Annotated in this window: 19 protein-coding genes; 12 read left to right on the forward strand and 7 right to left on the reverse strand. The window is 59.7% G+C overall.

Going from position 1 to position 18,701, the window contains the following annotated elements:
• Positions 1-492 precede the first annotated feature (492 nt).
• From argB to coq7, 4 genes are all read left to right on the forward strand, one after another.
• Positions 493-1,398 carry an acetylglutamate kinase gene (gene argB / locus M6F29_RS02395; protein ID WP_297472875.1) on the forward strand — a complete coding sequence of 302 codons (906 nt, stop codon included), beginning with the start codon at positions 493-495 and terminating at the stop codon, positions 1,396-1,398.
• A 231-nt stretch (positions 1,399-1,629) separates the two neighbouring features.
• The gene (locus M6F29_RS02400; RefSeq protein ID WP_366525921.1) at positions 1,630-1,944 is read left to right on the forward strand and encodes a type II toxin-antitoxin system RelE/ParE family toxin; all 315 of its coding nucleotides are present in this window, start codon (positions 1,630-1,632) and stop codon (positions 1,942-1,944) included.
• Entirely contained in the window at positions 1,937-2,245 is a 309-nt protein-coding gene (relB, locus tag M6F29_RS02405) for a type II toxin-antitoxin system RelB family anti-toxin transcriptional regulator (protein ID WP_298157168.1), read from the forward strand. The genes M6F29_RS02400 and relB overlap by 8 nt, the downstream gene beginning before the upstream one ends.
• Positions 2,246-2,390: 145 nt before the next feature.
• Positions 2,391-3,101: a 2-polyprenyl-3-methyl-6-methoxy-1,4-benzoquinone monooxygenase gene (gene coq7 / locus M6F29_RS02410; protein WP_298157169.1), complete on the forward strand. Its 711-nt coding sequence runs from the start codon at positions 2,391-2,393 to the stop codon at positions 3,099-3,101.
• On the opposite strand, the gene M6F29_RS02415 is transcribed toward coq7, so the two are convergent.
• Positions 3,089-4,531: an MATE family efflux transporter gene (locus tag M6F29_RS02415; protein ID WP_297452142.1), complete on the reverse strand. Its 1,443-nt coding sequence runs from the start codon at positions 4,529-4,531 to the stop codon at positions 3,089-3,091. The genes coq7 and M6F29_RS02415 overlap by 13 nt on opposite strands.
• Positions 4,528-5,739, reverse strand: a complete 1,212-nt coding sequence (tyrS, locus tag M6F29_RS02420; RefSeq protein ID WP_298157173.1) for a tyrosine--tRNA ligase — start codon at positions 5,737-5,739, stop codon at positions 4,528-4,530. Before tyrS ends, M6F29_RS02415 begins: the two co-directional genes overlap by 4 nt.
• Positions 5,740-5,781: 42 nt before the next feature.
• Here tyrS and M6F29_RS02425 point away from each other — a divergent pair, with 42 nt between their 5' ends.
• Both M6F29_RS02425 and M6F29_RS02430 read left to right on the forward strand, forming a co-directional pair.
• Positions 5,782-7,125 (forward strand): M23 family metallopeptidase, encoded by a 1,344-nt coding sequence (locus M6F29_RS02425; RefSeq protein ID WP_298157176.1) that lies wholly within the window; start codon positions 5,782-5,784, stop codon positions 7,123-7,125.
• Positions 7,126-7,153: 28 nt separating this feature from the next.
• A complete protein-coding gene (locus tag M6F29_RS02430; RefSeq protein ID WP_298157179.1) occupies positions 7,154-8,236 on the forward strand; it encodes an anhydro-N-acetylmuramic acid kinase in 1,083 nt (360 codons plus the stop codon).
• Here the strand turns inward: M6F29_RS02430 and xerC are convergent.
• The 4 genes from xerC to M6F29_RS02450 are packed head-to-tail and all read right to left on the reverse strand — an operon-like array spanning position 8,224 to position 11,578.
• Positions 8,224-9,129 (reverse strand): tyrosine recombinase XerC, encoded by a 906-nt coding sequence (xerC, locus tag M6F29_RS02435; RefSeq protein WP_298157182.1) that lies wholly within the window; start codon positions 9,127-9,129, stop codon positions 8,224-8,226. The two genes, M6F29_RS02430 and xerC, sit on opposite strands and share 13 nt — an antisense overlap.
• Positions 9,116-9,772, reverse strand: coding sequence for a DUF484 family protein (locus M6F29_RS02440; RefSeq protein WP_297456741.1), 657 nt, complete (start codon positions 9,770-9,772; stop codon positions 9,116-9,118). The genes xerC and M6F29_RS02440 overlap by 14 nt, the downstream gene beginning before the upstream one ends.
• Positions 9,759-10,628, reverse strand: a complete 870-nt coding sequence (gene dapF / locus M6F29_RS02445; RefSeq protein WP_298157184.1) for a diaminopimelate epimerase — start codon at positions 10,626-10,628, stop codon at positions 9,759-9,761. Before dapF ends, M6F29_RS02440 begins: the two co-directional genes overlap by 14 nt.
• Before the next feature lie 50 nt (positions 10,629-10,678).
• Positions 10,679-11,578, reverse strand: a complete 900-nt coding sequence (locus tag M6F29_RS02450; protein ID WP_298157187.1) for an LpxL/LpxP family acyltransferase — start codon at positions 11,576-11,578, stop codon at positions 10,679-10,681.
• A 74-nt stretch (positions 11,579-11,652) separates the two neighbouring features.
• On the opposite strand from M6F29_RS02450, the gene metK reads away from it, so the two are divergent.
• The 3 genes from metK to metF are packed head-to-tail and all read left to right on the forward strand — an operon-like array spanning position 11,653 to position 15,016.
• Positions 11,653-12,810 carry a methionine adenosyltransferase gene (gene metK / locus M6F29_RS02455; RefSeq protein ID WP_298157190.1) on the forward strand — a complete coding sequence of 386 codons (1,158 nt, stop codon included), beginning with the start codon at positions 11,653-11,655 and terminating at the stop codon, positions 12,808-12,810.
• A gap of 45 nt (positions 12,811-12,855) precedes the next feature.
• A complete protein-coding gene (ahcY, locus tag M6F29_RS02460) occupies positions 12,856-14,166 on the forward strand; it encodes an adenosylhomocysteinase (protein WP_297472894.1) in 1,311 nt (436 codons plus the stop codon).
• A gap of 4 nt (positions 14,167-14,170) precedes the next feature.
• A complete protein-coding gene (metF, locus tag M6F29_RS02465) occupies positions 14,171-15,016 on the forward strand; it encodes a methylenetetrahydrofolate reductase [NAD(P)H] (protein WP_298157192.1) in 846 nt (281 codons plus the stop codon).
• Between the two features lie 42 nt (positions 15,017-15,058).
• Here the strand turns inward: metF and M6F29_RS02470 are convergent, their stop codons facing one another.
• Positions 15,059-16,222 carry a class I SAM-dependent methyltransferase gene (locus tag M6F29_RS02470; protein ID WP_298157194.1) on the reverse strand — a complete coding sequence of 388 codons (1,164 nt, stop codon included), beginning with the start codon at positions 16,220-16,222 and terminating at the stop codon, positions 15,059-15,061.
• Positions 16,223-16,324: 102 nt separating this feature from the next.
• Here M6F29_RS02470 and M6F29_RS02475 point away from each other — a divergent pair, with 102 nt between their 5' ends.
• The 3 genes from M6F29_RS02475 to M6F29_RS02485 are packed head-to-tail and all read left to right on the forward strand — an operon-like array spanning position 16,325 to position 18,700.
• The gene (locus tag M6F29_RS02475; RefSeq protein WP_298157197.1) at positions 16,325-16,510 is read left to right on the forward strand and encodes a hypothetical protein; all 186 of its coding nucleotides are present in this window, start codon (positions 16,325-16,327) and stop codon (positions 16,508-16,510) included.
• On the forward strand, positions 16,503-17,420 hold the full coding sequence (gene ttcA, locus M6F29_RS02480; RefSeq protein ID WP_297453610.1) for a tRNA 2-thiocytidine(32) synthetase TtcA: 918 nt from the start codon (positions 16,503-16,505) through the stop codon (positions 17,418-17,420). The genes M6F29_RS02475 and ttcA overlap by 8 nt, the downstream gene beginning before the upstream one ends.
• A 41-nt stretch (positions 17,421-17,461) precedes the next feature.
• A complete protein-coding gene (locus M6F29_RS02485) occupies positions 17,462-18,700 on the forward strand; it encodes a pyridoxal-phosphate-dependent aminotransferase family protein (protein ID WP_297453608.1) in 1,239 nt (412 codons plus the stop codon).
• The last annotated feature ends 1 nt before the right edge of the window (position 18,701 follow it).

The raw sequence follows: 18,701 nt of genomic DNA on the forward strand, positions 1-18,701 counted from the left end.
TCGACAAAGGTTCGACGGGAACGGGGTGGAACGGCGGTCAGAAGAAAGGAAATCCATTCCGAGAGCAGCAGACAGACCGAGGAGGTGAGTGACATGAAGAGGAATCAGGGGTTGAAAACCCTTCATTGGTCGCTGCGCTACCCGCTTCAAAAACAACCCCGAGCGGGTAGCGCAGCGACCTCGCAAATCGAATTTCATGTCAAGTGTTTTTTGCATTTTTTTGAAAATATTTATCGCGTGGGTGGATGCCTTCGGTATTGCAAAAAAGTCCGCGAATGTCTAAAGTTCAGTTAGACATGGTAAACTTTTCCAAATTAATGGGTTGGGTGTGGGACTTCCGTGACTCCGTAACACTTTGACATAGGTTTGTGACCGAACCGTGACAGTCAAATGACACTTTTATGACAGTTCGTTAAGGGGAAGTGCCTGGGGTGAAATCTCTGCTGGCCAGGTTCTGAGGTAGAATGGGCGCCATTGTTCTGGAGCGTTGCCATGACTGAATTGCCCATCTCTGCCGATCTGAAAAGTACCGTCCTGATCGAGGCGCTGCCCTACATCCAGCGTTTTCATGGCAAGACCATCGTGATCAAGTACGGGGGGAATGCCATGACGGAAGTCGCGCTTCAGGAAAAATTTGCGCGCGATGTGGTGTTGCTCAAACTGGTCGGGATGAATCCGGTGGTGGTTCACGGCGGCGGACCTCAAATCGGTGAGTTGTTGAAGCGGGTCGGCAAGCAAAGCGAGTTCATCCAGGGCATGCGGGTCACCGATGATGAAACGCTGGATGTGGTGGAGATGGTGCTGGGGGGGCTGGTCAATCAGGACATCGTCACCCTCATCAACAAGGCGGGGGGGAATGCAGTGGGGCTGACCGGCAAGGACGGCAACTTCATTCACGCGCGCAAGTTGATGCTCAGGGCGCCCGATACCTCGGATGAAGCCATCGATATTGGACAGGTGGGCGAGGTGGTGCGGATCGATCCCGGCATCGTCAATCTGCTGTGCCATCAGAACTTCATACCGGTGATCGCGCCGTTAGGCGTGGGTGAGCAGGGGGAGGCGTACAACATCAATGCGGATCTGGTGGCGGGCAAGCTGGCGGTGACCCTGCAGGCGGAAAAACTTCTCCTGCTCACCAATACGGCAGGCGTTCTCGATCAGGCGGGCGAGGTATTGACCGGATTGACCGCCCATCGGGTGCAGGCTCTGATCCAGGACGGCACCATTCGGGGAGGCATGCTCCCGAAGATTGCCTGTGCGCTGGATGCGGTGCAGAATGGGGTCAAGACCGCCCACATCATCGACGGGCGGGTTCCCCACGCGGTCCTTCTGGAAGTACTGACCGACGAAGGAATCGGTACCCTGATTCGCGGCGCCGCAGCCAATCGGGGGTCTTGAGCCGCAGATTCTCGATTTATAGGAAGTTTATCCAAAGTTATCAAAAAAACCTAAACTTGCTATAAATGAAAGGCTAAGTGCATTCTGAGGTTGGAAGTACCCAAGTGAAGCCGCCCGACCAGACGCTCCAGCCGAATTCAGTTCGACCAGCCCCTCGCTTTTGCGTTGGGCCTCACTATGAGTTTGTCGGTGGGGTTTGACGAGACTACGGCATTGCCGTATAGTAAAACCATGCTCACGGTCATCGAAACCCCTACGTTTGTCCGCTTCGCCAGCGATTATTGGAACGATGAAGATCGAACCAGTTTTATCACCTTCATCGCCGGAAATCCAGATGCTGGGGATGTCGTGCCCGGCTCGGGCGGTGTAAGGAAGGTTAGATGGGGGAGTGCTGGTCGTGGCAAGCGTGGCGGAGTACGAGTCATTTACTTCAATCGTCTCGTCAATGGAGAAATCTGGTTACTGCTGGTCTACGGGAAGTCCGTGCGTGAAAACATCCCAGCGCATGTGCTTCGTCAGATCAAAGAGGAAATTGAAAATGCGTAAAACAAAACAGAAGCCTATCAGCCGTCGGCCCCAAATCGACATTGGAGCCGAACTGCTAACTTCAGTGCGTGAAATGAAGGCCGGTATTTGTGCTCGCACCCATCAACCCGAGATCTCGGAAGTCGCTCATGCTCGTCTGGTGTCGGGGCTTTCTCAAACTGCTTTCGCGGCGCTGCTTGGAGTTTCTGTGCGTACGCTCCAAGATTGGGAACAAGGTCGTCGCGAGCCGTCGGGCGCAGCAAAAACGCTTTTCCGTGTCGCCGAACGGTACCCGGAAGTTCTGCAAGAACTCGCAGCGTGAAGTGGTACGACCCAACCTGCAACGCGCACTCAAGCAAGTCCGCCTTCAAGGCTCCTCTGGTGGAAAAGAGGTATCATGACCGTTCGTTTTTGATCCATGGGTGGCTTGGGTCAGGAAACGGCTCGAACCGGGACAGGAGGACGCTATGCTTGCAGATTTGATGGCCAAAGTGAAGTTTCCGAAATTACCCTGCGGCGCATTTTCGGGCACGGAATTCGAAGGGCGCCAGCACAGTCCCCTGGATCGGATCCTGGGAGAGTTCGATCGCGCCTTGCGAACTTTGGCCGCCCCTGCCCTGGGCACGCGCCCGAATCCGGCCCGGGGGTTGCCGGAAGCCGAGTTTGCTCCGGCCGCCCGTCAGCACACGGGCCGCCTCATGCGCATCAATCATACCGGGGAAGTTTGTGCCCAGGCGCTCTATCAGGGGCAAGCCCTGACGGCCCGTATCTCTGCCAACCGGGAGGCCCTGCGCGGGGCGTCAAACGAAGAAGTGGACCACCTGGCCTGGTGTGAGGCGCGGATTGGCGAATTGGGTGGACGGACCAGTTTCCTCAATCCGATCTGGTACGCGGGATCGTTGGTCCTGGGGGTGGCGGCTGGGTTGGCCGGAGATCGTTGGAGCCTGGCCTTTCTCAAGGAAACAGAACGGCAGGTGGAAGGGCATCTGGCGGGGCATCTGGCTCAGATCCCCGCCAGCGATCAGCGCACCCGCGCCATTGTGGAACAGATGAAAAAGGACGAGGCCGGGCACGCCGAGTTGGCCCAACATCTGGGGGCTGCGGAATTTTCGCCGCTGCTTAAACAGGCCATGCGCCTGTCGTCCAAACTCATGACCCGCTCGGTTTACTGGGTTTGAGTCAGCGGGGAAATACGTTTCCAGGCCCCTGAACGCCAGCGTGCCCAGAGGGCCAATCCCAGACAGAAGGCGTAGGCGAAGGCGGACAGCCATCCCCCCGTGGCGCCCCATCCCCATTGGGGCAGGAAATTGACCCAGCCCTGCCCGGGAGAGAAGGTCAGGGCATGGCAAAGGGGCAGGAATATCCCCCAGGAACAGGCCAGCAGGAGCAGGGTGGGAACCCTGACATCGCCTGCGCCGCGCAGGCAGAAAGCGCTGGACAGATTGAGCGCATCAAACACCTGGTACCCGGCGGCAATCCATAACAGGGAAATGCAGAGCGCCATGACCTGCGCGCCCTGCGGGTCGCCCGGCGTGAGAAAGGGGGGGACGACCCAGGATGCCGACAGGGCCAGCAGGACGCCAACCACGCCCATGTAAAGCACCGCCATGCGAATGATGACGCGGGCACAGGCCTCGGCCCAGGATTTATCCCCCGCCCCGATGGACTGTCCCACCAGGGTGGTGCCCGCCAGGGCAATGCCGATGGCCGGAAGATAGGACACCGAGGTCAGCATCATGACGATCTGGGTGGCGGCCCCATCCACGGCACTCAATTTGACCTGCATGAGTTGGAACAGTCCCAGGCCCACCACATCCATGGCAGGGAATAAGCCGGTGGGGATGCCAATGGCGAAGACCTGACGAATCGAGGGCCAGTGGGGGCGCCAGGTTCGCCCGGTGTGGAAGCGGGCGCGGAAAGTGGGGCGCAGGAAAACAGCCCCCGCGATGACGACCCCGATGGCTTGGGCAGCGGTGCTGCCCCAGGCGGCCCCGGCCATACCGAGGTGCCAGTGAAAAATGAACCATTCGTTGAGCAGGGCGTTGCTGAGGGCAACCAGCGCCATGATCCAGAGGGTGTGGCGGGGCTGGCTGATGCCATTGAAAAAGGAATTCAGGGCAAAGAGCAGGGTGGACAGGGGACCGCCCAGCAGGCGCGGAAACCAGAAGGACGCGGCCAGATCGTGGACTTCGGGGGGGAGATCAAAGATCGCCAGGAGGGCCGGCCCTGCATATCCGATCAGCAAAAACAGGGGGGTGGTGGCCAGGGCTGCCCATAACCCGCTCCAGGTGGTGCGTCCTACGGCAGAGTCGTTTTCTGCGCCGAAGTGCTGCGCCACGATGGCCTGAACCCCGATACCGACCCCGCCCAGCAACAGGAAGAACATGAAAATCAGGTAGTAACAGGCGGCCATGGCGGCCATGGCCGCAGTGGAAAGGTGTCCGATGAACCAGGTGTCGGTCAGGTTCAGGACGACCTGCAAACTACTGTTCAGGAACAGGGGCAAGGCCAGTGCCAGCACGGCCCGAAGGTCCACATGGCGATGCCCTTGCGGGTCCAGGCGCAGGGCGGGAAGAGCGTGCCGGACCACGCTGGGAGTGGGCTTCAACAGCAGCGTACGCGGGCAAATTTACGTTTTCCGGCCTGCAGGGTCAGTTCAGCGCCGGAAAAAAAACGCAGGGACTGGTCCGTGGCCTTTTCTCCATCGATGCGAATACCCCCACTCTCGATCAGGCGGCGGGCTTCGGAGGTGGAATTGGACAGCCCGGCACGGTGCAGCAGTTGGGAGAGGAGTAATCCTTCGCCGCCCACCGAAATTTCGGTGAGGGGCAGATCGTCGGGCAGGGCATGGTCCCGAAACCGGGATTCAAAGTCTTCCAGGGCCTGTCTCGCAGCGTCCTGGCCATGGAAGCGCGCGACGATTTCCTGAGCCAGGCGAACCTTGATGGTGCGCGGGTTGAGCCCCTCTTCGACGGCGCGCTTCCAGTGGGTCAGGGTGGCCAGGGATTCGAAGGAGAGCAGTTCCAGATAGCGCCACATGAGGGGGTCGGAAATGGACATCAATTTGCCGAATTGGGTGGCAGGGGAGTCTTCGATGGCAATGAAGTTGCCCTGGGATTTGGACATCTTGTGGATCCCGTCGGTCCCTTCGAGCAAGGGCAGGGTGAGGATGCACTGGGGACGTTGTCCATGGTGCTTCTGCAATTCCCTGCCCATCAGAAGGTTGAATTTCTGATCGGTGCCGCCGATTTCCAGGTCGGCCTCGAGCGCTACGGAGTCATATCCCTGCACCAGGGGGTAAAGAAATTCATGGAGGGCAATGGGTTGTTCCGCGCGGTATCGTTTGGCGAAATCGTCCCGTTCCAGCATGCGTGCCACGGTATGGGTGGCGGCCAGGCGAATCAGGCCGGCAGCGCCCAATTCGTTCATCCAGGTGCTGTTGTAGGCCAGGGTCGTGCGCTGGGGATCGAGAATGCGGAATACCTGGCTTTGATAGGTGGCGGCATTGAGCGCCACCTGTTCCGGGGTGAGGGGAGGACGGGTGGCATTGCGTCCGGTGGGGTCGCCGATCAATGCCGTAAAATCGCCGATCAGGAAGATTATTTCATGGCCCAGGTCCTGCAGCGTCCTGAGTTTGTTGAGCAGGACGGTGTGACCGAGGTGCAGGTCCGGAGCCGTGGGGTCGAACCCCGCCTTGACCCGCAAGGGCTTGCCTTCCTGAAGTCGTTGCCGGAAGTCTTGTTCGGGGAGAATCTCGTCGGTCCCCCGGCGAATTTCCTCCCAGGGGTCGATGGATGATAACTTTTTGTCATTCATGGGGAATTGTGCCTGCGGCAGGTTTCTGTTAGACTGGCGCGCATGAACTCAATCAAACGGCGCGCACAAGCGTTCAAACGCTGGATTCTAACCCAAAACACCACCATCGATGCGACGGATGCTCGTCGCAGCGGTCAGGTTGCGACGCTCCTCATGATGGTGTTCGGGGTAGCGGTGGCTTTCGGGATGACTCCCGGGGTGTCCATGCAGACGGTGCCACTGGCCCCGGTCACCGAGGACATGACGGCGGATCTGGGGACGGTCACACCCACCCCGGGCACCTTCATTCAGCAGGATCAGATTCGTTCGGGCGATACCCTGGCTGCCCTGTTGTTCCGCATGGGGGTGAGCGACCGGGCGGCTCTCGATTTCATTGCGACCGACAGCAAGGCTCGGGTCATCTACCAGCATATGGCTCCCGGCAAACCCATTCGCGTGGAACACGCGGCCAACGGCGATCTGGTTTCCCTGCGTTTTCCCTATGGGGACAAGGGGACCCTGGTGGTTTCCCGTACCACTGCGGGGTTTGCCTCCAGTTTGGTGGGCGAGGGGGACTTGCACCGCATCGTCCAGGCCAACGGGACCATTCACAGTTCCCTCTTTGCTGCAGCGGACAACGCGGGCATTCCGGACAGCGTGACGCGTCAATTGACCCGTCTGTTTTCTACGGATATCGATTTTCATAACGACCTGCGCTCCGGGGATACCTTTTCCGTGGTCTACGAAGCAACCCAGAATGACTTTGACCAGGTGGTGCCCGGCAGGATTCTGGCGGCCGAGTTTGTCAACAAGGGCGTGACGATTCGTCGCGTCTACTATGAAAATGCGGAGGGAGGGGACTACTACACGCCGGACGGGCATGGTTCCAAGGCCTCTTTCCTGCGTTCGCCCATCGAATTCTCACGCATCACCTCGGGATTTTCCGCGGCGCGCTTTCATCCGATTCTGAAAACCTGGCGAGCCCATAAGGGCATCGACCTGGCGGCTCCCAAGGGGACCCCCATCGTGGCCGTCGCCAATGCCACGGTGACTTATGCGGGGTGGCGCAACGGTTATGGAAACATGATCGAGTTGCATCATGCCAACGGAATCGACACGGTCTATGGGCACCTTTCGGCATTCGCGGGCGGGCTGCATACCGGAGAAAAAATTCGTCAGGGCGACCTGATCGGCTATGTGGGCATGACGGGCTGGGCCACCGGTCCCCACCTGCACTATGAATTCAAGATCAATGGCGTTCAGCATGATCCGCTGGGTCCCGAGGTGCCGCGTTTTGCCAGCACCGACCTGACCGGTCGTGCCCGTACCCAGTTCCTTTCGGCCACGGCGCCGTACCTCAAGCAACTCGATGCCGTACGCGGCAGTGCCCTCGCCCGCTTCGAATAATTCCGGATCCTCCCGCTATGTGGGGTTGATGTCAGGGACCAGCCTCGACGGGGTCGACGGGGTCCTGGCGGATTTTTCCCGGCCGGCCCGACCCGTGGTTCTGGCCCAGGCACAGCGGCCTTTTTCCGTGGATCTGCGTTCGGACCTGCTGGATCTGACCCATCCGGGGGTCAATGAACTGGAGCGCGCCGCCCGCCTGTCCCAGACACTTTCCACCCTCTACGCCGAAGTGGTTCATGAGTTGGTCCAACGGGCCGGGCCGGGGGATTTTCCGGTCGCGGCGGTGGGCTGCCATGGGCAAACGGTGCGCCATCGTCCGGAACAGGGATTCAGTCTCCAGTTGGTAAATGGGGCCCTGCTGGCCGAACTGACTGGCATGGCGGTGATCACCGATTTTCGTTCGGGAGACATTGCGGCGGGCGGGCAGGGCGCGCCGCTGGTTCCTGCCTTTCATGATGCGCTGTTCCGGCACGCATCGATTCCCCGTTTGATTCTCAACCTGGGAGGGATCGCCAATCTGACCCTGCTTCTCCCGGGGCAGGTTACCCGAGGCCATGATACCGGTCCGGCCAACCTGTTGATGGATGGCTGGATTGGCCGGTGCTTAGGGCAGGCCTTCGATCGCGGAGGGGACTGGGCGGCCCAGGGCCGATGTCATCCGGCCTTGCTGGAATCCTTGCTGGCCCATCCTTTTTTTCAGCGCAGTGCGCCCAAGAGTACCGGACGGGAAGATTTTTCGTTGGAATGGCTGGAGAGCCGGGGGGCGTGGGTGTCTTCACTGCCGCCGGAGGATGTTCAGGCAACCCTGCTGGAATTGACGGCGCGCTCGGTGGCTGCAGCGGTACAGGCGGCGTGCCGGGGATATGAGGGGGCCGAACTGTATCTCTGCGGGGGCGGAGCCCTGAATGTCCAATTGACGAAACGACTGCGGACCCTGATGCCCGAGGTTCGGGTAGGGCGTACCGATGATTTGGGGGTGCCCGCGCAACAGGTGGAGGCTCTGGCCTTTGCCTGGTTGGCATGGGCGCGGGTGCAGGGGAAAGCGGGAAATCTGCCCGCGGTGACCGGGGCACGCCACGGCGTCGTGCTGGGCGCGCTTTATTCTCCCTGAGGGGGCGGGCGCCGTCGGGCGCGTGGATGCGCCTGATCATAGACCTGGGCCAGATGCTGGAAGTCGAGGTGGGTATACACCTGGGTTGTCGTGATATGGGCGTGTCCCAGCAACTCCTGTACGGCGCGCAGGTCGCCGCTGGACTGGAGCAGGTGGGAAGCAAAGGAGTGGCGCAGGACATGGGGATGGACCTGGTCGTCCAGACCCTGTTGGCGGGTGCGCAGGGCCACGCGCGCTTCGATGGCGCGCATGCTCAGGACCGAACCGCGGATGCTGACGAACAGGGGGGTCTCCGGCGTCAGGGGCCGCAGGGGGTGATGGTCCAGCCAGAGTGCCAGGGCTTCCCGGGCCTTTTGACCCACGGGGACGATGCGGAATTTATGCCCTTTTCCCAGTACCCGCACCAGGCCCTCGCTGAGGTTCAGGTCCTGTACGCGCAGATGGGCCAGTTCCGCCAGACGCAGGCCGGAGGAGTAGAACAATTCCAGCAGGGCCCGGTCCCGTTCATCCAGCATGCGGTCCCCCGGGACATTCATCAATCTGCTGGCCTGGTCCGGAGAAAGGGCATGGGGCAAGGCGCGCGGTGACTTGGGGGCGGGCACCCCATGACAGGGGTTGAGGGCGGCCTGATGAAATTTTGCCAGATAGTCAAAAAAGCCGCGCCAGGCCGACAGACTGCGGGCCAGGCTGCGACCAGACAGCCCCTGTCCATGTAATTTTCCCAGGAGGCGACGGATGTGCTGCGCGGTCACCTGGGTAAGGTCCGCGCAAGCAGACACCAACTGGTCCAGGTCGCGCCGGTAACTGGAGATCGTGCGCGGGGACAAGCCCCGTTCGAAACGCAGTTGATCGAGATAGGCGCGGATCAGGGCCTGGGAATCAGGAAGATTCATGGGCGCGCAGGGAGGTACTGATCAGGTCAGTGATGCGCTGCAGGTAGAAAATGCCCATGTCCGGGTAAAAACGGTTTTCGTCGGGCGAGGCCAGCAGCAGGGCGCCAAAGGTTTCACTGTCCCGCAGGGGCAACAGGGCAAAGGATTTCAGGCTGGGCGCCAGTTCGCCGAACCACTGGTCGCATTGTACGGGCGTGTGGTGTCCGCAGCGCGGGGTTTCCACATGGGCGATGGCTTCTTTCTGGACCTCCGCCACGGGCTGGAAAGCCGGATGCTCCAGGGGGCCGCTCCGGATCCCCCAGAGGCGCAGGGTGACATGGGGAATTCCAAAATGATGCAGCATCTGGTGCTGGATGGTGTCGAGAACGCCCTTCAGGGTGCGCTGAACCAGCAATCGCACGGCCAGTTGGTGAACCTTGCCGCTGATGTTGTCATTGGTTTCGGCATAGCCGATCAATTCGGACAGGCGCTGTTCCAGCGTGCGGTTCTTGTCGCGCAGGGTCAGCAACTGGCGTTCGCTCAGGGAAACGGTATGGGTGCCGTGCGGGTGTGGAATCTGGATTTCATTCAAGACGGCTCCGTGCAACACGAAAAATTCCGGGTTGTCCTTGAGCCAGGAGGCAACGACTTCAGCGTCCAGCATGGGTAAGTTCCTCGATGTTCGGGATGTGGACGATCCCGGTGTAGACGGTGACTGCAGGGCCGGTCATCCATACGGGATGTCCGGCGCCCTGCCATTCGATGAGCAGTTCTCCGCCGTGGGTCATGACGTGCACCAGCGGGTCCAGTCGCCCCAGGCGTCGACCCGCCACGACAGCGGCACAGGCACCCGTGCCGCAGGCCAGGGTTTCCCCGGCACCGCGTTCATGAACACGGAGATGGATGTGGGTGCGATCCGCGATTTCCATGAATCCGGCATTGACCCGTTCGGGAAACAGGGGGTGATGCTCGATCAATGGGCCCTCCGTGTCGACGGGGGCGTGGGTGATCTGTTCGACCACCTGTACCGCATGGGGATTGCCCATGGAGAGTACGGAAAAAGTGCGGGTCACCTGTTGTCCGAGGGCCAGTTCATAGGTGGGTTGGAGGGCGGGGGCCAGAAAGGGAATGCGGTCAGGATCGAAGAGGGGTTCGCCCATGTTGACCCGCACGTCGCCGTTCGGCAGCAACTCGGGTTCAAGCACGCCCGCCTGGGTCTCGACCCGCAGGTGGGTACGCTGGGTCAGGTTCTGGTCATGGACATAACGGGCGAAGCAACGAACCCCATTGCCACAGTTGGCGACCTCTCCGCCGTCGCGGTTGAAAATCCGGTAACGAAAGTCGTTCGTCGCATCCTGTGCCGGCTCTACCCATAGAATCTGGTCACAGCCTACGCCAAAGTGGCGATCGGCCAACCAGCGCAGTTGAATCGGGGTCAGGGCGAGAGAGGCGCGTACCCCGTCGAGTACGATGAAGTCGTTGCCCAGGCCCTGCATTTTGGTGAAAGGAAGTATCCCCATGGTCCCCGTATCGGGTGATGTCGAAGGTGAAATGCTACGCTTTTTCTGGCTCACTGGGTAGATTGGGGCGGCGGATGCCTGTCATAGGGCGATGCTTCTCCGGGCGGTCGGGTCTTGAACCGTTTGTGCGACCACAGGTAATTGGCGGGTTGTTCGAGGATGCGCTCCTCGATGAAGTGATTCATGCGCCGGGTATCCGCCGCATCGTCGCCGCTGGGGAAATGCGCCCAGGCGGGGAAGAAAGTGACTTCAAACCGTCCTGCCCTGAAATCGAGATGGACGACGCAGGGAACGACCGATGCCTTGGCCAGTTTGCTCATCCGGGCCAGGGCTGGGACGGTGGCGGCCTTGACCTTGAAAAAATCCACAAAAAGCGAATCCTTGGGGCCAAAGTCCTGATCCGGCAGGTAATAGAGCAGCCAACCCGGTTTGAATGCCCGCAATACGCTGCGCAAACTGTCCTGGCGGGCAAAGATCAGACCTTTTCCCCAACGCAGTCGGCGTTCACGGATCAAGGTGTCGAGGGTGGGATGCTTGATTTTCGAGTTGATGGTGATGACGTCGAAATCCAGGGTCAGAAAGGGGCCAATGGTGTCTACCCCGAAGAAATGGGGCGTGAGCAGGATGACCGGCCCCTTCGTTTGAGCATCGCGCACCTGTTCCAGGCCCTGAAAGTGAATCATGGTGCGCAGACGCCGTTCAGAAGCGAACCAGGCGATCCCGAGGGCCAGGGCGCTGGTTACGAATCCCTGAAAATGACGGAGAGCCACTTCGCGGCGCTGGGCCTCGCTCCACTGGGGAAAGCACAGCGTCAGGTTGATGATGGTGACGCGGCGCCGTTCGCGGGCGAGGACGAAGGCCAGGGCGCCGAGCAGGCGACCGGGTAGCCACAGGGCCCCGAGGGGGAGCCAGTGGAGTAACCAAAGAGGGAAAAAAATCAGGCGCATCATGGCGCTAACGGGATTGCTGGTACAATTCCCGGCTGCAGTACTTTTCCAATTTTCGATAAAGGGCAGGGTTTGCCATGAGTGAGTATATTTTCTCTTCGGAGTCGGTATCCGAGGGGCATCCGGACAAGGTGGCCGATCAGATCTCTGACGGGGTTCTGGATGCTATTCTAACGCAGGATCCGCATGCACGGGTGGCCTGTGAAACTTTGACCAGTACCGGCCTCATCGTCATTTCTGGTGAAATCACTACCAAGGCACAGATCAACTACATCGATGTGGCGCGGGACGTGGTGCGGCGCATCGGCTACAACAGTTCCGAGATCGGATTTGACTATCAGACCTGTGCGGTATTGACGGCCCTCAATCGGCAAAGCCCGGACATTGCCCGAGGGGTGGACGAAGGGAGCGGACTCGACCTTGATCAGGGAGCGGGTGATCAGGGGCTGATGTTCGGTTATGCCTGTGATGAAACCGACACGCTCATGCCTCTGCCCATTCATCTGTCCCATCGTCTGGTTCAGCGCCAGTCCGAATTGCGCAAGGATGGACGGATGCCCTTTTTGCGGCCGGATGCCAAGTCGCAGGTGAGCGTTCGCTATGTCGATGGACAGCCCACCTGTATCGAGACGGTGGTTCTGTCGACCCAGCATCATCCCGAAATCTCGCACCAGCAACTCACTGAAGCGGTGATCGACGAAATCATCAAACCGGTTCTGCCCGCTCACCTGCTGGGCCCCAACACCCGTTATCTGGTCAATCCCACCGGTCGTTTCGTGATTGGGGGCCCCATGGGGGACTGCGGTCTCACCGGGCGCAAGATCATCGTGGATACTTACGGTGGCGCGGCCCGTCACGGCGGGGGGGCATTTTCGGGTAAAGACCCTTCCAAGGTGGATCGTTCTGCGGCCTACGCCATGCGCCATGTGGCCAAGAATGTGGTGGCTGCCGGATTGGCACGCCGCTGCGAAGTGCAAGTGGCTTATGCCATTGGGGTTGCCCGTCCGGTCAGTTTGATGGTCAATACGTTTGGAACCGGGAAACTTCCCGACGAGAAACTGGCTCAACTGGTCGAACGGCACTTCGACCTGCGCCCCAAGGGCATCATCCAGTCCCTCGACCTGCTCCGTCCCATTTACAGCAAGACGGCGGCTTATGGTCACTTTGGACGGGAAGAACCAGAATTTACCTGGGAAATGCGCGATCGCGTCCAGGCCCTGCAGGCAGACGCCTGAGTCCGGAATGAGCCAATCCACTAAATGAACGAAGGGAGAGTTTTCATGAACGCGATTCCACAGACTTTGGCCGGTGACTTCAAGGTTGCCGATATGACGTTGGCGGCATGGGGCCGCAAGGAAATCCAGATCGCCGAGAATGAAATGCCGGGCCTTATGGCCCTGCGTGCAGAATATGCCGAACGCCAGCCGTTGCGGGGGGCACGAATCGCCGGTTGTTTGCACATGACCATCCAGACCGCCGTCTTGATCGAGACACTGGTGGCTCTGGGGGCAGAAGTCCGCTGGAGTTCCTGTAATATTTTTTCCACCCAGGACCAGGCGGCGGCGGCCATTGCCGCCACGGGGGTTCCGGTGTTTGCCTGGAAGGGAGAAACGGAGGAGGAGTTCTGGTGGTGCATCGAAAAAACCATCTTCGGGCCGGACAACTGGTTGCCCAACATGATTCTGGACGACGGGGGGGATCTGACTCTGGTGATGCACGACAAATATCCTCACCTGCTCGAATCCATCCGGGGCATTTCCGAAGAAACCACCACCGGCGTGCATCGTTTGAACGAGATGCTGAAGCGCGGAGAATTGAAGTGTCCGGCGTTCAACGTCAACGACTCGGTCACCAAGTCCAAATTCGACAACTTGTATGGGTGTCGTGAATCCCTGATGGACGGGATCAAGCGAGCGACCGATGTGATGATTGCCGGAAAGGTGGCGGTGGTGGCCGGGTATGGCGATGTGGGCAAGGGGTGTGCCCAGGCTTTTCGCGGGTTGGGGGCTACGGTGTGGGTGACGGAAATCGATCCGATCTGTGCCCTGCAGGCGGCCATGGAGGGGTATCGGGTGGTGAACATGGACGAAGTGGCGGCTTTGGGCGATATCTTCGTCACGGCAACCGGCAACGTGGAAGTCATCACCCACGCCCACATGCAGGTGATGAAAAATGACGCCATCGTATGCAATATCGGGCATTTCGATTCGGAAATCGACATCGCTTCCCTGCGCAAATACCATTGGGACAACATCAAGCCGCAGGTGGATCATGTCGTCTTTCCCGATGGCAAGCGTCTGATCGTGCTGGCGGAAGGACGTCTGGTCAATCTGGGCTGTGCAACGGGGCATCCGAGTTTTGTGATGTCGGCTTCCTTCACGAACCAGGTGATGGCCCAGATCGAGTTGTGGAACAACCACGGCAACTATCCGGTGGGCGTGTACATCCTCCCCAAGGCGCTGGATGAGAAGGTGGCTCGCCTGCATTTGAAGCGCATCGGTGTACACCTCACCCAGTTGACGGAAAAGCAGGCCGAATACCTCAACCTGCCCGTCACAGGCCCCTACAAACCCGAGCATTACCGGTATTGAATCCATGAATCACGCACCTCACGAGCGGGTGTTCAGTTTTGAGTTTTTCCCCCCCAAGACCCCCGAGGGGGCGGAAAAACTTCGCCACACCCGGCGCCAGTTGGCGCAACTCAATCCGGCCTTTTTTTCCGTGACCTATGGTGCAGGGGGGACCACTCAGGACCGTACCCTGGAAACCGTGGTGGAGATCCAGCAGGACGGATATCCTGCGGCGCCTCACCTGTCCTGTATCGGCGCGACCCGGGACAGCTTGCGCCAGGTCCTGGCACAATACCGCCACCACGGTATTCGCCATCTGGTGGCCTTGCGCGGGGACTTGCCCTCCGGCACCCTGGGCGGGGGCGAATTTCGTTACGCCAGCGACCTGGTGCGTTTCGTCCGGGAAGAAACGGGAGACCACTTTTTCATCGAAGTGGCCGCATATCCCGAGGTGCATCCGCAGGCCCGTTCAGCGCAGGAAGGCATTCGCCACTTTCAGGAAAAAATCGAGGCGGGAGCTGATTCAGCCATCACCCAGTATTTTTACAACCCGGATGCTTACTTCAGTTTTGTGGAGGACTGTGATGCTGCGGGGATCACCGTGCCGATTGTGCCGGGGATCATGCCCATCGCCAATTTCTCGCAATTGAGCCGCTTTTCCGAGGCCTGTGGCGCTGAAATTCCGCGCTGGATCCGCCAGAAAATGCAGGGCTATGGGGATGACAGCGCTTCCATCAAGGCCTTTGGCCTGGAAGTGGTGACTCACTTATGCGACCGGTTGCTGGAGGGCGGCGCACCCGGCCTGCACTTTTACACCATGAACAGCGCCGGGCTGACCTCGGTCATCTGGGAACGCCTGCACCTGGCTTGAGGGGGGCGTCTCATCCTCTCTTGGGTGGGATGTCGTGCCGCTTCACAGTCCCAGGAGAGTCGATACCGACTCGTTTTCGGGGCTCCCCCGACCCAGCACCAACACCTTGAATAATTCGCCCATTTCTGCCGGACTCAGGAGTTTTTGGACCGCGCTGACGGCACGATAGTCGGTACCGGCCTCTCCGTGCACTTTTTCCAGTTCATGGAGAATCCCTTCCTCGATCAACCAGGCCGCCTGCGTCTGCCAGGTTTCGGGTTGCAGGCCTGCCCGGCGGGCCGCCCGGGCCATCCGGGTAAAGTCCACATGGGCCGTGATGTCCTGAAGTCCGGGGTAAAGAAAAGGATCGCCGTGGGCATGGTGCCGGTAGTGACACATCAAGGTCCCGCCGCTGCGCTGGGGATGGATGAATTCGCGCGCCGGGAAACCGTAATCGATGAAAAAGGCCCGACCGGCTTTCAAGGTCTGACCCAGCAAGGCCATCAACCCCTCTGCGGCCAAAGCAACTTCAGTGTCATAGGGTTCGGGGTAGCCGGTCATGACCGGCATCCCCTCGAGGAGCGGGGAACCTGCTGAGAGGGGGCGGGTTTGCCAGTGCCAGACCTCTTCCGTCACCGCGACCCCCCATTGATGCCATTGCCCGTCCTGCCAGCGCAAGCGCTGGACGGGCAGGGCATCCAGCACTTCATTGGCCAGTACAACGCCCTCCAACTCCGCCGGCCAATGTTCCAGCCATTCCACTCGTTGTTGCAAGGAGGGCGGCAACTGACGGATTTTTTCCTGTTGTCGCTGCCGCAAGTCAGTGCTTACTTCCAGGATTGCATAGCGTGTCGGGAGACAATTCTGTTTTGCCAGGGCCTTCAACAGGTCCTGTGCCAACTGACCCGTTCCGGCGCCCAGTTCGAGCAGGGTGGTTTCCTGACGGTTCAATTCCCTGAGGGTGCGCGCGATGGGATGGGCCAGGGTGCGGGCAAAAAGGGGAGTCATCTCCGGGGCTGTGGTGAAGTCTCCGGCAGGGCCCAGTTTGACGGCGCCTGCTGCGTAGTAGCCCAGTCCGGGCGCGTAAAGAAGCCGGTCCATGAAATCGGCGAAGTCGATCCATCCCCCGGCCGCGCGGATGACGTCATTGATATGCCGGATCAATTGCTGGCTGTGATTTCTCGCTGCAACGTCCGGCAACAATGCTTCAGTGGAATACCATTCCAATCTTCAGTCCTCAAAAGGTCCAAACGGCACGGGGCACCAATCAGCGCGCATGATACTCCCATTTGGTAATATGACTACACTTGTGGATTTCGGGAAAAGACAATGGGGTTTTTCTGGCAGATGGCGGGGTTCTTCCTGCTTCTGAATGTGGCCTGGTACCTGACCTACTCGGACAAACTCTGGGTGTACGTCAGCGGTTTCGTGCTCATGGGGTTGCTCATGCTCTACGCCCTGTTCGTCATCTTCAGGATTCTGCGTCGAGACACGCGCTCCACTTCCGATGAGTAACGCCCACAGTTCCACCTTCATCCGTCTCCAGGAAAGACTGCGCAGTGCCATGGGCAAGGCATTGGGGGATTACGCCATGATCCAGGACGGAGATACGGTCATGGTCTGTCTGAGCGGGGGAAAGGATTCGTATGCCCTGTTGACGCTGCTGCTGGACCTGCAAAAGCGCGCGCCCATCACTTTCAAACTCATCGCCGTCAACCTGGATCAGAAACAACCGGGCTTTCCGGCAGAGGTTCTTCCTGCCTATCTGGATCAACTGGGCGTGGATTACCGGATCGTCGATGCCGATACCTACGCCATCGTCAAGGAAAAAATCCCGGCGGGGAAAACCACCTGCTCTCTCTGTTCGCGCCTGCGTCGGGGGGTCCTGTACCGTACCGCCAAGGCGTTGGGGGCCAACAAGATTGCCCTGGGCCACCATCGCGATGACATGGTGGAAACCTTTTTCCTCAACCTGTTTCATGGCGGACGACTGAAAGGCATGCCGCCCAAACTCGTGACCGACGATGGACATCATGTCGTGATCCGGCCCCTGGCCTACTGTCGCGAAGAAGATCTGGCCCGCTATGCGCGCGGGATGGACTTTCCCATCATTCCCTGCAATTTGTGCGGTGCCCAGGAAAACCTGCAACGCCAGGCCATCAAACAGTGGTTGCAGGACCAGGAAAAGGCGCATCCGGGGCGCATCGACAATATCTTTCTGGGATTGCAGTCGGTCACGCCCTCCCATCTGGCAGACCGTGACCTTTTCGACTTCGAGGGACTGGTTCCCTCCCAACGACCGGAACCGGAAGGAGATACGCTCTTCGATTCTGCGGACGAGCGGGGGGCACTGCATCTGTCCCATGCCGAAGGACGGCATCTGCACTTCGTGAAAGCCGGAAATTTTGCTAAAATGAAAGATTGATTATGGAAAATGCGCCCTCAACCGGCACTCAAGGACCCCCGATGACCATCCAGTACCTTCCCCCCAAGAAAATCAGTTCCTTCTATCCCCCCCAACGCACCCTGATGGGGCCTGGTCCGTCGGAAATCGCCCCCCGGGTCCTGGCGGCCATGTCCCTGCCCTGTATCGGGTATCTCGATCCGGTCTTCGTGGACATGATGGATGAACTGAAGATGCTGTTGCGTTACGCTTTCCAGACGAGCAATGCGTTGACCTTTCCGGCTTCGGGGCCCGGGTCCGTAGGCATGGAAATGTGTTTCGTCAACATGGTCAGTCCGGGCGACAAGGTCATCGTGTGCCGGAATGGGGTGTTCGGCGGCCGCATGATCGAAAACGTGACGCGCTGCGGCGGTACGCCCGTGGTAGTGGAAGACACCTGGGGTGAGCCGGTCGATCCGCAAAAACTGGAAGATGCCCTGAAGCAGAATCCGGACACCAAGGTGGTGGCCTTTGTCCATGCCGAAACCTCCACGGGGTGCATGTCCGACGCCAGAACCCTGGTAGAAATCGCCCACCGTTACGGCGCCCTGACCATCGTGGACGCCGTCACCCAACTGGGCGGTGCACCGCTTTACGTGGATGAATGGGATATCGATGCCATCTATTCGGGCAGCCAGAAATGCCTGTCCTGCACCCCGGGCTTGTCTCCCGTTTCCTATAACCAGCGGGTGGTGGATCTGGTCAAACAGCGCCGGTCCCCTTCCCAGAGCTGGTTCATGGACCTCGACCTGGTGTTGGGGTACTGGGGATCCACCAATCGCACTTATCACCATACGGCGCCCATCAACGGCCTGTTTGCGTTGCATGAATCTTTGGTGCTGCTGCGCGAGGAAGGGCTGGAAAATGCCTGGGCCCGACATACCCGTCACTACCTCGCGCTCAAAGCCGGACTGGAGGCCATGGGGCTGACCTATCTGGTCAAGGAAGAATATCGCCTGCCCCAACTCAATGCCGTGCGGGTGCCTGAAGGGGTGGATGAAGCCAGGGTGCGCAAAACCCTGCTCAGCGAATTCAATCTGGAAATCGGTGCCGGATTGGGTCCCCTGGCAGGAAAAATCTGGCGCTTTGGATTGATGGGTTATTCGGCCAAGTCTGAAAATGTCATGCTGTGTCTCTCTGCCCTGGGTTCCGTCCTCATGGATATGGGCTATCCCATCAAGGTGGGGGTGGCCGAAGCCGCCGCGCATCAGTCTTATGCCGAGCAACATGCCCAGGCGGCCAAAAAGATCAAGGGTTCCTGAC

The organism is Ferrovum sp., assembly GCF_027317285.1.
Taxonomy (GTDB): domain Bacteria; phylum Pseudomonadota; class Gammaproteobacteria; order Burkholderiales; family Ferrovaceae; genus Ferrovum.

What these genes read in the sequence shown, in the direction of transcription:
- coq7 (WP_298157169.1), top strand. Translation starts at nt 2,391, where the DNA reads ATGCTTGCAGATTTGATGGCCAAAGTGAAGTTTCCGAAATTACCCTGC.
- M6F29_RS02430 (WP_298157179.1), top strand. Translation starts at nt 7,154, where the DNA reads ATGTCAGGGACCAGCCTCGACGGGGTCGACGGGGTCCTGGCGGATTTT.
- relB (WP_298157168.1), top strand. Translation starts at nt 1,937, where the DNA reads ATGCGTAAAACAAAACAGAAGCCTATCAGCCGTCGGCCCCAAATCGAC.
- tyrS (WP_298157173.1), bottom strand. Translation starts at nt 5,739, where the DNA reads ATGAATGACAAAAAGTTATCATCCATCGACCCCTGGGAGGAAATTCGC.
- M6F29_RS02475 (WP_298157197.1), top strand. Translation starts at nt 16,325, where the DNA reads ATGGGGTTTTTCTGGCAGATGGCGGGGTTCTTCCTGCTTCTGAATGTG.
- M6F29_RS02425 (WP_298157176.1), top strand. Translation starts at nt 5,782, where the DNA reads ATGAACTCAATCAAACGGCGCGCACAAGCGTTCAAACGCTGGATTCTA.
- dapF (WP_298157184.1), bottom strand. Translation starts at nt 10,628, where the DNA reads ATGGGGATACTTCCTTTCACCAAAATGCAGGGCCTGGGCAACGACTTC.
- argB (WP_297472875.1), top strand. Translation starts at nt 493, where the DNA reads ATGACTGAATTGCCCATCTCTGCCGATCTGAAAAGTACCGTCCTGATC.
- M6F29_RS02485 (WP_297453608.1), top strand. Translation starts at nt 17,462, where the DNA reads ATGACCATCCAGTACCTTCCCCCCAAGAAAATCAGTTCCTTCTATCCC.
- M6F29_RS02450 (WP_298157187.1), bottom strand. Translation starts at nt 11,578, where the DNA reads ATGATGCGCCTGATTTTTTTCCCTCTTTGGTTACTCCACTGGCTCCCC.
- ttcA (WP_297453610.1), top strand. Translation starts at nt 16,503, where the DNA reads ATGAGTAACGCCCACAGTTCCACCTTCATCCGTCTCCAGGAAAGACTG.
- ahcY (WP_297472894.1), top strand. Translation starts at nt 12,856, where the DNA reads ATGAACGCGATTCCACAGACTTTGGCCGGTGACTTCAAGGTTGCCGAT.
- metK (WP_298157190.1), top strand. Translation starts at nt 11,653, where the DNA reads ATGAGTGAGTATATTTTCTCTTCGGAGTCGGTATCCGAGGGGCATCCG.
- xerC (WP_298157182.1), bottom strand. Translation starts at nt 9,129, where the DNA reads ATGAATCTTCCTGATTCCCAGGCCCTGATCCGCGCCTATCTCGATCAA.
- M6F29_RS02400 (WP_366525921.1), top strand. Translation starts at nt 1,630, where the DNA reads ATGCTCACGGTCATCGAAACCCCTACGTTTGTCCGCTTCGCCAGCGAT.
- M6F29_RS02440 (WP_297456741.1), bottom strand. Translation starts at nt 9,772, where the DNA reads ATGCTGGACGCTGAAGTCGTTGCCTCCTGGCTCAAGGACAACCCGGAA.
- metF (WP_298157192.1), top strand. Translation starts at nt 14,171, where the DNA reads ATGAATCACGCACCTCACGAGCGGGTGTTCAGTTTTGAGTTTTTCCCC.